The 12635-nt window shown below is 65.6% G+C and carries 12 protein-coding genes; 5 read left to right on the forward strand and 7 right to left on the reverse strand.

The window, feature by feature from the left end:
• Positions 1 to 66: 66 nt before the first annotated feature.
• From AC6I21_RS08210 to AC6I21_RS08220, 3 genes are all read right to left on the reverse strand, one after another.
• Positions 67 to 1302: an FAD-dependent oxidoreductase gene (locus AC6I21_RS08210; protein WP_497762156.1), complete on the reverse strand. Its 1236-nt coding sequence runs from the start codon at positions 1300 to 1302 to the stop codon at positions 67 to 69.
• Positions 1303 to 1351: 49 nt separating this feature from the next.
• A complete protein-coding gene (gene poxB / locus AC6I21_RS08215) occupies positions 1352 to 3076 on the reverse strand; it encodes a ubiquinone-dependent pyruvate dehydrogenase (protein WP_497762157.1) in 1725 nt (574 codons plus the stop codon).
• A 165-nt stretch (positions 3077 to 3241) separates the two neighbouring features.
• Positions 3242 to 4021: a YggS family pyridoxal phosphate-dependent enzyme gene (locus tag AC6I21_RS08220; RefSeq protein WP_138926291.1), complete on the reverse strand. Its 780-nt coding sequence runs from the start codon at positions 4019 to 4021 to the stop codon at positions 3242 to 3244.
• A gap of 176 nt (positions 4022 to 4197) precedes the next feature.
• On the opposite strand from AC6I21_RS08220, the gene AC6I21_RS08225 reads away from it, so the two are divergent.
• Entirely contained in the window at positions 4198 to 4803 is a 606-nt protein-coding gene (locus tag AC6I21_RS08225; RefSeq protein ID WP_497762158.1) for a DUF2249 domain-containing protein, read from the forward strand.
• 24 nt (positions 4804 to 4827) lie between these two features.
• Here AC6I21_RS08225 and AC6I21_RS08230 read toward each other — a convergent pair whose 3' ends face one another.
• Positions 4828 to 5916 carry a PLP-dependent cysteine synthase family protein gene (locus AC6I21_RS08230; RefSeq protein WP_497762159.1) on the reverse strand — a complete coding sequence of 363 codons (1089 nt, stop codon included), beginning with the start codon at positions 5914 to 5916 and terminating at the stop codon, positions 4828 to 4830.
• Positions 5917 to 6047: 131 nt separating this feature from the next.
• Between AC6I21_RS08230 and AC6I21_RS08235 the strand changes: the two genes are divergently transcribed.
• A complete protein-coding gene (locus tag AC6I21_RS08235) occupies positions 6048 to 6845 on the forward strand; it encodes a TspO-related membrane protein (protein ID WP_497762160.1) in 798 nt (265 codons plus the stop codon).
• Positions 6846 to 7049: 204 nt separating this feature from the next.
• Positions 7050 to 7406 carry a hypothetical protein gene (locus AC6I21_RS08240; RefSeq protein WP_054820735.1) on the forward strand — a complete coding sequence of 119 codons (357 nt, stop codon included), beginning with the start codon at positions 7050 to 7052 and terminating at the stop codon, positions 7404 to 7406.
• 97 nt (positions 7407 to 7503) lie between these two features.
• On the opposite strand, the gene AC6I21_RS08245 is transcribed toward AC6I21_RS08240, so the two are convergent.
• A complete protein-coding gene (locus AC6I21_RS08245; protein WP_396276713.1) occupies positions 7504 to 7704 on the reverse strand; it encodes an AsnC family protein in 201 nt (66 codons plus the stop codon).
• A gap of 175 nt (positions 7705 to 7879) precedes the next feature.
• On the opposite strand from AC6I21_RS08245, the gene AC6I21_RS08250 reads away from it, so the two are divergent.
• Positions 7880 to 9562 carry an ATP-binding cassette domain-containing protein gene (locus AC6I21_RS08250; RefSeq protein ID WP_343830476.1) on the forward strand — a complete coding sequence of 561 codons (1683 nt, stop codon included), beginning with the start codon at positions 7880 to 7882 and terminating at the stop codon, positions 9560 to 9562.
• Between the two features lie 284 nt (positions 9563 to 9846).
• Here AC6I21_RS08250 and AC6I21_RS08255 read toward each other — a convergent pair whose 3' ends face one another.
• The gene (locus tag AC6I21_RS08255) at positions 9847 to 10812 is read right to left on the reverse strand and encodes a VOC family protein (RefSeq protein WP_497762161.1); all 966 of its coding nucleotides are present in this window, start codon (positions 10810 to 10812) and stop codon (positions 9847 to 9849) included.
• A 114-nt stretch (positions 10813 to 10926) separates the two neighbouring features.
• Positions 10927 to 11802: an SDR family NAD(P)-dependent oxidoreductase gene (locus tag AC6I21_RS08260; RefSeq protein WP_497762162.1), complete on the reverse strand. Its 876-nt coding sequence runs from the start codon at positions 11800 to 11802 to the stop codon at positions 10927 to 10929.
• Positions 11803 to 12074: 272 nt separating this feature from the next.
• On the opposite strand from AC6I21_RS08260, the gene AC6I21_RS08265 reads away from it, so the two are divergent.
• Complete coding sequence (locus AC6I21_RS08265; protein WP_138177634.1) at positions 12075 to 12554, forward strand: Lrp/AsnC family transcriptional regulator; 480 nt, start codon at positions 12075 to 12077, stop codon at positions 12552 to 12554.
• The last annotated feature ends 81 nt before the right edge of the window (positions 12555 to 12635 follow it).

Genomic DNA, 12635 nt, shown 5'->3' on the forward strand with positions numbered 1-12635 from the left:
TCCGCAAAACGTGGTGCCCCGGCGGGCACGGTCCTGCTTAAGCATAGGCTCCTACGGGCGTGGGCTTCACATTTGACGCAGTAGCCCGCCGATGTCCGGGCGGGTGTCGATGATGCTGCGGATCGGGCCCAACACGGCGGCGACACTGGCCCGCCGGGTGAGCGCGTCGCGCACGGCGGCCCAGGCGGCGCTGCGCCGGAACATCAGCCGGGCCAGCCGGCGCGAGTTGTCCTGGGCGGCCAGCACGCGGGGCCTTGCGGCCTTCAGGTAGCCCGCGAGCAGCTGCGGCAGCGGGTAGCGGCCGTGTTCGGCCAGGGCGCCGGCCAGCAGCCAGGCCGAATCCAGGGCCATCCCGGCCCCGATCCCGGCGGTGGGCAGGAAGCCGGCGGCCGCGTCCCCGAGCAGCACCACCGGCCCGCTGACCCACCGGCTGGCCCGCACATCCTCCAGGTTCCAGTAGTAGGGGTGCTGCTGGGACATCAGCGTGTCCCCGACGGTGCGAAATTCCTGCGGGATGGCCCCGGTGCCGCGGTAGACGGTGTCCAGGAAGCCGGCCGGCCCGGCCTGGCACAGGGCGCTGGGCCCGCCCAGGAAGAAGCCGGTGGCGCCGGGAACCGGGTAGGCGCCCATGAAGTAGCCGTTGCCCCACAGTTCACTGCCGGTGGCTGGCGATGCGGGTTCAGCTGCCCCGCCGGGCTCAACGCTGCGCCGGCCTTCGGTTTCCTCCCACACCACCCAGCCGCCCCAGCCGGTGTTCAGCCGTTGGGTGGGTACCCGCAGCAGGGTTCGGGTGGAGGAGTTCATGCCTTCGGCAACGATCGCCAGGTCAAAGCGTTGGGTCCATTGCCGTTCGGGGTTCTGCAGCGTCACCGAGGCCTGCTCCCCCTGGACCTGCAGGTCGGTGAGGATCGTGTTGTAGGAGGCCGGGACCGCCGCGGAGCGCAGCAGCTGCAGCAGCCCGGCGCGGCCGATGCCGCGGTAGCTGCCGGCGGCGCCCATCAGCTCGCCCAGCCGGTCCTCGCGCAGCAGTGCGCCGTGCCGGTCGTAGAGCCGGTAGTTGGCCAGCTCGATGCTGTGCCGCCGGTAGGCTTCGGTGAGCCCCAGGGCGTGGAAGAGGTCCTCGGCCAGCGGGAAGAGGGCGAGCATGTATCCCGCCGGGGCGTGGGCGCCGGCGCGTTCAATCAGGGTGACCCGGTGCCCGCTGCGCTGCAGCAGCCCGGCCACCGCACTGCCGGCGATTCCCGCGCCGCAGACCAGCACGTCCAGTGGCGTACTGGTCTGCGGCAGCTGGTGCTCGGTCATGGCGGTGGGTTGGGGCTACCGGGGACTGGTGCGGGTCATCGGCGGTGTCCTAGAACATTCGGCGCCAGTTCGTCTTGGCCAGATCCAGCAGTTCGTCGCCGCGACCGGACATCACGGTCTTGATCGCGAACAGGGCAAAGCCCTTGGCCTGTTCGAACTTGATGGTCGGCGGCATGCTCAGCTCCTGGCGGTCGGTGAGCACATCGAGCACCACCGGTCCGTCGTGGGCGAACATCTGCTCCACCGCGTCGGGCAGGTCCGCCGAGTCGGTGACCCGGATGCCCTTGATGCCCATGGCCTCGGCCACGGCGGCGAAGTCCGGGTTCTCCAGCGTGGTGCCGTAGGTGAGGTAGCCGGCGGCTTTCATCTCCAGCTCCACGAAGTTCAGCGAGGAGTTGTTGAACACCACGGTCTTCACGTTCAGCCCGTTCTGTTTCACGGTCAAAAGCTCACCGAGCAGCATCGTCAGCCCGCCGTCACCGGCCAGCGCGATGGACTGGCGCTTGCGGTCCACGGCCTGCGCGCCGATAGCGTGCGAGAGCGCGTTGGCCATCGACCCGTGGTTGAAGGAGCCCAGCAGCCGGCGCTTGCCGTTCATGCTCAGGTAGCGCGCCGCCCACACGGTCGGTGAGCCGACGTCCGCGGTGAACACCGCGTCCTCGCTGGCCGCCTGGTCGACCAGGCGGGCCAGGTACTGCGGGTGGATCGCGTCCCCGCGCTTGGAGGGGGTGGCCAGCTCGTCCAGCTTTTCGCGGGTCTTGGCGAAGTGCTTGGTCGACTCGTCCAGGTGCTTGCGGTGCTTGGAGCGCGGCAGCACCTCGGACAGGGCCCGGGCGGTGTCCTTCACGGTGCCCACCAGGGGGATGTCCACCTTGGTGCGCCGCCCGATCTGTTCACCGCGCAGGTCCACCTGGATGGTGGTGGCCTCCTCGCGGAGGAACTGCTGGTACGGGAAGTCGGTGCCCAGCATCAGCAGCACGTCGCAGTCCTCGATGGCGCGGTAGCCCGAGGCGAAGCCGATCAGCCCGGTCAGGCCCACGTCGAACGGGTTGTCGTAGGAGATGTGGTCCTTGCCGCGCAGCGCGTGCACCACCGGGGCGGCGAGCTTGTCGGCCAGCTCCATCACCTCGGCGTGGGCTCCGGCGCTGCCGGCACCGGCCAGGATGGTGACCTTCTTGGAGCCGCCAAGCACCTGGGCGGCGCGTTCGATTTCCGCCTCGCTGGGCAGCACCCGTGGTTCGGTCTTGGCGATCTTGCGCGGGGTGATGCGCGGCATGTCCTGCAGGGCCACGTCCCCGGCGATCACCAGGACCGCCACCCCGCGCTTTTCAATGGCCTCGCGCATCGCGATGTTCATGATGCGTGGCATCTGCGAGGCGTCGGAGACCTGCTCGACGTACACCGAGCATTCGCGGAACACGTCGGTGGGGTGGGTTTCCTGGAAGTAGTTGGAGCCGATTTCCTCGGTGGGGATGTGGGCGGCGATGGCCAGTACCGGCACGCGGGAGCGGTTGGCGTCGTACAGCCCGTTGATCAGGTGCAGGTTGCCCGGCCCGCAGGAGCCGACGCAGACGGCCAGCTCCCCGGTGATCTCGGCTTCGGCGGCGGCGGCGAACGCGGCGGCCTCCTCATGGCGGGTGTGCACCCATTCGATGCGCCCGTTTTCCCGCAACGCGTCGGTCAGGCCGTTGAGCGAATCGCCGGGGATCCCGTACATCCGCTTCACGCCCTGGACTTCGAGCTGGCTAATGATGTTTTGCGCGACCGTAGGCATAGTGCCTCCTCATTTTCGCCGGCGGACGATTTCCACCGTTTGCCTCACTGCTGAGCCTACGACGCATTGCGCCCAGGTGCCACGTTTGGCCACAAATCTCACACCCCCGTGTGCATAAGGCCGCATGTCACCGGTGGAACTCTTAGGTCGGATCGGGGGTGGCGGCTAGCCGGCGAAGCCGGGCCAGTAGTGGCTGTCGGGCAGGGCGCGGGCCCCGAAGATCGCCTGGCCGACCCGCACCACGCTCGCGCCCTCGGCGATGGCCAGTTCAAAGTCCCCGCTCATCCCCATGGACAGTTCATCCAGGCCCACCGTGTCCGGGGCCTGCTGGCGCAGCCGCTCACGCAGTTCGCGCAGGCGCACGAAGCAGGCGCGCACCCGTTCGGTGTCGCTGGAGAAGATCGCCAGGGTCATCAGCCCGCGCACCCGCAGCCGGTCAAAGGCCGGCAGCTGGGTGAGGAAAGGCGCGGTGTCCTCGGGCGCCAGTCCGAACTTGGATTCCTCGGCGGACGTGTTCACCTGGACGAACACATCCAGCGTCCGGTCCTCCAGTTCCAGCCGCCGCTGCAGGGCGGTGGCCTGGCGCAGGTTGTCCAGCGCCTGGAATTCGTGGGCGAAGCGGGCCACGTACTTGGCCTTGTTGGTTTGCAGGTGCCCAATGACCGAGAACTTCAGGTTCGGGATGTCCGCCAGGTTCTCCGCCTTGCGCGCGGCCTCCTGCACCTTGTTCTCCCCCAGGTAGTCCATGCCGGCGCCGATCGCGATGCGCAGGCGTTCCTCCGGCACGGTCTTGGACACCGGCAGCAGGCGCACCGAGCCCGGCTCGCGTCCGGCGGCGCGTTCGGCTTCGGCGATGCGTTCGCGCACCGAGGCCAGGTTGTGCTGGAAGTCCTGCAGGGTCTGTGCGTGCGCTGCGGCGCTGGAACCTGGCTGGGGTGCTGTCATGATGCGTGCTTCCTTCCCACGATGCTGGTCACGGTGCGGGCCCGGCGGACCCGCCCACTGCCCTTCAGTCTAGGCACTCCCGGCGAAGAACCGGTTCCCAAAGGTCGCGGGGCTAAGCTGTGGCAAGAGCCGGCAGACCCAGCCGGCACACCCCAGGCCGTGAGATAGAGGAAGTCTTGTCCCCTAAAGACCCGCAGACCATCGATGTGCGCCAGATCCCCAAGCCGCAGCGCCACGCCCGGATTTTCGAGCTTTTCGCCCGGTTGCAGACCGGTGAACAGCTGGTGCTGCTGGCCGATCATGAACCGCAGAACCTGCGCCGCGAGTTCGAGCGGGACCAGCCCGGCGCCTTTGACTGGCAGGCCCGGGCCCTGGATTCCGGACAGTGGCGGGTGCTGCTCACCCGGCTGGCCTCCACGCCGCTGCCCCGGGTGCTGGCCAACACCACCGGGCTGGCCGCGGCGGCCCAGGGCAGCGGGGCGATCTGGAAGCTGGAGCCCGAACAACGGGATCTGGATGGGAACATCATCGCGCTGGGCCCCGGGGAGCAGATCGGCGAACACCGGGGCCCGGACCTGGACGTGCTGATCCACGTGTTTTCCGGCTCCGGGATGCTGTACACCGAAACCGGCAGCGTGCCGCTGGCGGTGGGCGACGTGCTCTACCTGCCGGCCCGGTCGCGGCGCCGCTTCGTGGCCGCGGATGCGGGACTACGCTACTTCTCGGTCCACCAGCGCAAGAAGACCCTGGGCCTGATGCCCACCCTGCGCCCTTCGACGTAGCGGCGCCCCGACCGGCGGAGCGGGCTACTGGCCCGGATCCCACTGCCCGGTCTGCAAAAAGTGCTCCAGCACCGCGGTCTGGTGTCGTGGCTGCAGGTCATTGGCCTGCAGCCACGCGTCATCGTAGTAGGTGTTCTGGTAGCGCTCGCCCCTGTCGCAGATCAGCGTCACCACGCTGCCCTGCTCGCCATTGCGCAGCATCCGGGCGATCACCTCGAAGGCGGCGTACAGGTTCGTGCCGGTGGAGGCCCCGGCCCAGTGCCGGGTCTTGGCCCGCAACAGGCGCATGGCGGCGATGGACCCGGCGTCGGGAACCTGCAGCATCTGGTCGATCACCCCGGGCACGAAGGACGGTTCGACCACCGGACGCCCGATGCCCTCGATGCGTGAGCCAATGCCGGTGGCGTAGTTCATGTCCCGGCGCCGCCAGCCCTCATAGAAGGCCGAGTTCTCCGGGTCGGCGACGGCGACCTTCGTCGCGTGACGCCGATAACGCACATAACGCCCGAAGGTGGCGCTGGTGCCGCCGGTGCCGGCGCTGATCACGATCCAGGAGGGAATCGGGTGGCGTTCGGCGGACATCTGGGAGAACACCGATTCGGCGATGTTGTTGTTGCCCCGCCAGTCGGTGGCCCGTTCGGCGTAGGAGAACTGGTCCAGGTAGTACCCGTTGCTCTCCGCGGCCAGCTCACGGGCCGACTGGTAGACGGCCGCCGGCCCATCCACGAAGTGGCAGTGCCCGCCGTAGAACTCAATCAGCTCCACCTTCTCACTGCTGGTTCCGTGCGGCACCACGGCTATGAACGGCAGCCCCAGCATGCGGGCGAAGTAGGCCTCGGAGACCGCGGTGGACCCGCTGGAGGCCTCCACCAGGGTGGTGTCCTTCCCGATGTGGCCGTTGACCAAGCCGTAGAGGATCAGCGAACGGGCCAGGCGGTGCTTCAGCGAACCCGTGGGGTGCACCGATTCGTCCTTCAGGTACAGGTCGATGCCCCACTGGGCGGGCAGCGGGAAGACGTGCAGGTGGGTGTCGGCGCTGCGGTTGGCGTCGGCGTCAAGCAGCGCAATGGCTTCGCGGACCCAGTGGGCGCCCTCGGAGAGTTCTTCGTTCACTTGATCAACACTAGCCGTTTGCCGCCAATCCGTCAGCGGCACGCCGTGTTTCGGCCCCGCGCCCACGCTGCGGTGGTATGTTGTGACAACCATCAGCTCACTAGGCAGGATCTATTGAGGACAGGAACGTCTTGAGCACCAGCACCCCACAGGTTTCCACGACCCTGGCCCTGGGCTGCGCAGCGCTGGTTTTCGCCGGTGCCCTCTGGGCGCTGCTGGCCCACGGGCTGGCCTTTGCCACCCAGCTCGGCCCGCACGGCGTCGGCGTGCTCTATGCCCAGCATGGCGCCCCTGCCGCGTCGGCGGACTGGATCTGGGTTCCGCTGCTGCTGGGGCTCGGACTGTATGCCCTGTACCAGTGCCGGGAGCCTCAGCGCCAGGCCCTGCTGCACTACCGGATCCGCTTCCTGGTCGCCGCAGCGGCCCTGCTGGCCGGGTTGTGGCTGCAGCTGCTGGATGCGCGGCAGCTCGGCGCGGCGCTGGCGATCGGGCTGCTGCTGCTGGCCGATCTGTTCCTGATCCTGCGCCGGATCAGCCGCAAGGTGCTCTACACCTCGGCGGATCGGTGGATTACCCGGGCCACGATGGGACTGTTCTTCGGCACGACGCTGGTGATGGTCCTGACGAATTTCACCGCCTGGGTTCCCACGCTCGGTGTCGAGGCCCTGGCCCGGCCAGTGCATGCGGCCACCGCGCTGCTGGTACTGCTCACCTGCCTGGCGGTCAGCGCGATGACGTTCTTTAACCCCATGGGGATCTATGTGAACCTCGGCGCCGCCTGGATGGCCCTGTGGATTGCCGTGGCCGCCTATGACGGTCCGCGGGCCTCCGCCCCGGTCGCGATCTGCGCCACCATCGGCACCGCGCTGCTGCTGATTTGCCTGCTCAGCAGCGTGCGCATCCGGGTTCGTCAACTCACCGGCGCCTGAGCTTTCGCGCCTGCCGATCTGGCCCATGGCACACCGGCCTTGGTCTTCCCCCGGTGTTCGCCCACAGCGGGATTACTGGGAGTTTTCCATAATGAGCCGGTGTTGCCTTGAGTCGGAACAACGCGCTGGCTAGGGTGTAATCAGTAGCTTTCGTGGTGTCCCCATCATGGAAGCGCTGGGGAATCCAAAGGAAAGAGGGAACGTATGTCCAAGACCAAGAAGAGCTTCAAAGAAGTCGAGAAGTCGCTGAAGAAGCTCGCCAAGAACGCGAAGACTGAAATCCCCCAGGAACTGAAGGAAAGCTGGAGCAAGGCCATTGCCGGTGTTGATGCTGGGGCCATCAGCGACGCAGGCGCCAATCTGGTCAGCAACGTGACCGGGAACTCCAAGGCCGCCAAGCGCACCCGCAGCTCCGTCGAGGATGCCGTGAACCGCGCGCAGAAGGCCTTGAACACCCAGAAGAAGGGCTCCAAGGGACGCAAGTTCCTGATGTTCCTTGTTGTGGCCGGTGTAGCCGTCGCCGCCGCCGTGGCCGCCAACAAGAAGACCGCCACCAGCTAATTCCCACACCCAGTTTTGGCTCACGCCCCGGAACGCTCGTCGTTCCGGGGCGTTCGCGTCTACCCGGCGGGCCGGCGACGCAAAGTGTCCCGGGTCCCTATTTCTTTCCGTACTTCCGGTGTGCCGCCTGTCGGCTGATGCCCAAAACCGTCGCGATCCCCGACCAGCTCATCCCCGCGGTGCGGGCGCTGCGAACCGCGGCGGCCTCACGACGGGCCAGCTCCTTTTTCTGGGCCACGATGTCACCCAGCTCCCGGATGGGGTCCCGTCCGTCATCCTGGCGCAGATTCGTTTTCATTTCCCTGTACCCTCCTGCCAAGTTGTCAATTAAAGGTGACACAGTTTGCCACGGCCGTCAATGGATGTTGACAACCATGCCCGATGGCTCCGAAGCGCCGACGATCAACCGGCGTTGGCACCGCAGGCACTGGCCGCATGAACGAAGGACGCCGACGCGTCGATAGGATGGAGCGGTGGCACACATCGACGTATCCGACATCCAGTACTTCCTTTCCGACGGCACGCAACTCCTTGGCGGCGTCAGCTTCAAGGTCACCGAAGGTTCCAAAACGGCCCTGATCGGCCCCAACGGCACCGGCAAGACGACGCTGTTCAAGATCATCGCCGGGGACCTCAAAGCCGATGACGGCGCGGTCAGCCGTTCCGGAAGCCTCGGCATCATGCGTCAGTTCATCGGCCAAGTCCGCGACGAAAGCACCGTGCGGGATCTGCTGCTTTCCACCGCCACACCGCAGCTGTCGGCCATTGCCGAGCGGGTGGCCACCCTGGAAGCCAAAATGCTGGAGTCGGAAGACGAAAAAGTGCACATGAAGTACGCCGAGGCGATCATCGAATGGGGTGACGCCGGCGGATATGAGCTGGAAACCGCCTGGGACAAGGTCTGCATGGCTGCGCTGGGGGTGGAATTCGAGGCGGCGGCAGGACGTCTGGCCTCCACGCTCTCCGGCGGTGAACAAAAGCGTCTGGTTCTGGAGGCGTTGTTTGCCGGACCCGACGACCTGTTGCTGCTTGATGAACCGGACAACTATCTGGATGTCCCGGGGAAACAGTGGTTGGAGCAGCGGCTGAACGAATCGGCGAAGACGGTGCTGTTCATCAGCCACGACCGGGAACTTCTGGATAACGCCGCCACTCGGATCGCCACCCTTGAACCCGGGCACAGCGGCGCCACGGCGTGGGTGCATGGCGGCTCCTTCGGCAGTTATGTCGAGGCCCGCCGCGAACGCAACGAACGCTTCGAAGAGCTGCGCAAGCGCTGGGACGAGGAGCATGCCAAGCTCAAGGAGCTGGTGAACATGTACAAGACGAAGGCCGCGTTCCGTTCGGACATGGCCAACCGCTATCACGCGGCACAAACCCGGCTGGAAAAGTTCCTGCAGGACGGTCCCCCGCAGGCAATTCCACTGGAACAAAACGTGCAGATGCGCCTCAAGGGCGGGCGGACCGCCAAGCGTGCAGTGGTCGCCGAACGGCTGGAACTCACGGGCCTGATGAAACCCTTCAGCAACGAGATCTGGTTTGGCGACCGGGTGGCCGTTCTGGGATCCAATGGGTCGGGCAAATCCCACTTCCTGCGCTTGCTCGCCTCCGGTGGCACTGATCCAGAACGCGAACACCTCCCGGTCTCGGACGTCGAGATCGCTCCGGTCAACCATGCGGGCACGGTGAAACTTGGGGCACGAATCCGCCCTGGCTACTTCGCCCAGACGCACACGCGCCCGGATCTGTTCGGCCGCACGCTGCTGGAGATCCTGCATCGCGGCGACGAGCACCGCAGCGGGCTGCCCCGCGAAGCCGCAGCCGCCGCCCTTGACGGCTACGGCCTAGCCGGGCAGTCGGAGCAAAAGTTTGAATCCCTCTCCGGTGGGCAGCAGGCACGCTTCCAGATTCTGCTGCTGCAGTTATCCGGTGCCACCCTGTTGCTGCTCGATGAGCCCACCGACAACCTGGATCTGCATTCCGGGGAAGCACTGGAACGCGCCATCAACGCCTTCGAGGGCACGGTGGTGGCCGTAACCCACGACCGCTGGTTCGCCAGGTCCTTCGATCGGTTCTGGGTGTTCGGGGCCGACGGACGGATCTACGAGTCCGACACCCCGGTATGGGATGAGCAGCGAGTGCAACGCCAACGCTGAGTCGGCGCTTTCTGTCACATTGAGGGTGACAGGGGTGATTTGTGGGGTGAATATTCCGCTGACCACGGTTTTCTCCACAATTTGAGGAACACTTAGAAGTGAGTGGTACACATGGGGGAGCCATTTGTTCGCAAATGACTCAAGTACCGGACGTCAGCCACAACTCGCTCAGGTCGGCGTCATGCTGGGTCCAGCCGCACCGTGCGTGCTGGACCCTAGCCATTCTGCCCGCCTGCCGGAACCGGGAAGTCTCCCTTTCTTCACAGATCGGTCAAGAACGGCATCTAGAATTCGTCTATCACAATCTTCTTCATCCCCATGAGTTTTTCGAACGCACCGGACAGCTGCATCAGCTCCCCCATGTTCTGCGGAACGATCTGCCAGCTGACACCGAACCTGTCGGTCAACCAGCCGCATTGCTCAGCCTCAGGGACGGCCGAGAGCGCCTCCCAGAGCGCGTCGATTTCAGACTGGTCACGGCAGGCAACTTCCAGGGAAACACCGGGCGTGAAGGTAAAAGCCATCTCCACTCCGGAATCCATGGCCGAGAACATCTGACCCTTGAGAGTGAAGTCACAGTACATCACCGACTCCGTGGTGACCGGCGGATTGGCCTCGGGATAGTGGAAGCGCTGCCCCGGCTTGCTGTCGCTGAAAGTGGCTACGTAGAAGTCCGCGGCTTCGGTGGCGTGGTTCTGCGCCGGTCCGCAGAACATGAGGCACGGAGTCAAGAACTCGGGCACCCTCTCCCCCTGGTCCACCAGGGTCAACTGCCAGCTAACCCCGTAGCGGTCCTCCACCCACCCGTACCGGGGACTGAACTCATACTCGTCCAGCTCCATCATGACCTGTCCGCCCTCGCTCAGCCGCTGCCATGCCTGGTCCAGCGCGGTCTGGGTTTGTCCCGGATCTCCCCCGAAGAACGCCGGGTGGAAATTGGCGGTGAAGGAAATGGCGGGATTGGGCCGAAAGTTGTCATCGGCGTTCACCAGGGTAATCTTTGTGCCGTTGACATCAACGGCGACCGTCAGTGGTTCCCCTGCCAACAGCTGCTGGAAGTCCAGCAGACCCTGGGTCGGGTACCGCGACTCAACCTCACTGGTGGTGCGCGGAAAAATCCCTGCGTAGAAATCCCCGACTTCCTGCGCATTGCCGTTGCACCAAATATTCGGAACGATATAGGCCATTGCTGCCTCCCGGCTTTCCCGACCACAGGCCTGTTGAACAAACGCCAGCCCTCCTGGCGCCATCGGGCCGCGGGCTGCAAGGCCCGGACCTGCGCAGTCCTTAGCCTACCGACAACGCCGAAAGGCCGGTACCCTCTGAGGGAAAATCACTGCCCACCGAGCCGAGACAGCTAGGGATCAGCCTCTGCCGTCCGGTCGGGGCTGGCTCTGAGCGGCGGTGCGGCCGGTAAAGCCATCCATGGATCGGTAGATTCCCAGCGGCCCTCCGGCCAGCCGGTCCCATAGCGAAGTGGGCAGCAGCCCACGCAGCACTTGGCCCAGCTTGCTTGTCCACGGCATTAACACAATCGGGGTGCCACGCAGCATCGCTTCCCACGCCTTCCTCGCAACCTGTTCCGGGGACAAAATCGGCGTGAACAGCATCTTGTTGACCCCGGCGAACATCCCGGTGGAGACATAGGTGGGGCAGAACGAAGTGATCTTCACCTGGTGTCCCCGGACCCGCTCCAACTCCAAACGAACCGAATCGCTCCAGGTCAACACGGCCGCCTTGGAGGCCGCGTAAACGCTCATGTTCGGGTTGGAGACCAGGGCCGCCGCCGAGGCGATCGTCAGGATCCGCCCCGGGCCGCGGCTGGCCAGCATCCCGGGAAGGAAGTGGGAGGCCAGGTACATCGGAGCTAGGGTGTTCACCGCAAGGGTGGCCTCAATGTGGTCGGGCTCCTGGTCCATGAAGGCTCCGCCGGTCACGACCCCGGCATTGTTGATGAGCACTTGCACCCCACCATGGTGGCGTACCTTCTCGGCGGCGCGCTCGATCGATGCGCGAGTGCTCAAGTCGACCACTTGAGCATGGATCGCCACCTGCGGGTGCTGCTGGCGCAACTCATCGGCGGTGCACTGCAGCAATTCTTCATTGATGTCCCAGAGGAACAGTGACTGAGCCCCCTCCGCCGCGGCCGTCCGGGCAAAGATGGCGCCCATGCCTTGGGCGGCACCGGTGATCAGCACCGTCATCCCCCGCACCGATTCCAAGGAGTCTTGGTGATTCATCCTCAGTCCTTCCCCCGCTTTCGATCAGCGGATCTTGCCGCAGGCGTCTACGCCTGGCGGAGCCGGCCATCACCTTCTATGTAGATTACGTCACAGTAACCCATGGATGGCATTGAGACATGGCCGGGGCGGCCCTTCGCCCCTGAACCAGGGCCAGAGACCCCACCGAGCGGTGCAGAGAATGCAGCCCACGCGCTATTCGGGAGAGGACTTTCCCACCGGAACGGTAATCTGGGATGAGACCCAAGCCACCAACTGCGAGGACCGACCCCGTGCGACTTGATCGATTGGATGCCCAGCTGATCCAATTACTCACCGACTCCCCCATGCTGCCAGCCATGGAGTGCGCTCGTCGGCTGGGGGTCGCCCGCGGAACCGTGACCAGCCGCCTGTCCCGACTCCAGGACAACGGGGTCATCGAGGCGATCGTTCCACGGATCCAGCCGGCCGGGTTCGAATACCAGCTGGTGGCATTCTGCTCCGTGGAGATCAACCAGAAGTTCGGACACGAGCGGGTCACCGGCGCCCTGGCGCGCAGCATCCCGGAAATCATGGACATGTACACGGTCACCGGCGACTTTGACCTGCAGCTGCGGGTCGTGGCGCGCAACGCCTCGGAACTTCAGGATGTCTTCGACCGCATTGCGCAGGTGCCGGGCGTCGCCCGAACCTCCTCCGCACTGGCCCTGCGCGAGCATTTTCAGGGCCGCACCCTCCCGCTCGTCCAGGCTCAGGCAGACCGGGAAGATTAACAGGTTCTAGCTATACAGTCTGTATAGTGAAATACCTCCGCCGTAGCCAGAAGTTGGTCAATTCGCACAGTGTGGTGCGCA

The organism is Glutamicibacter sp. St.4D3, from assembly GCF_059728615.1.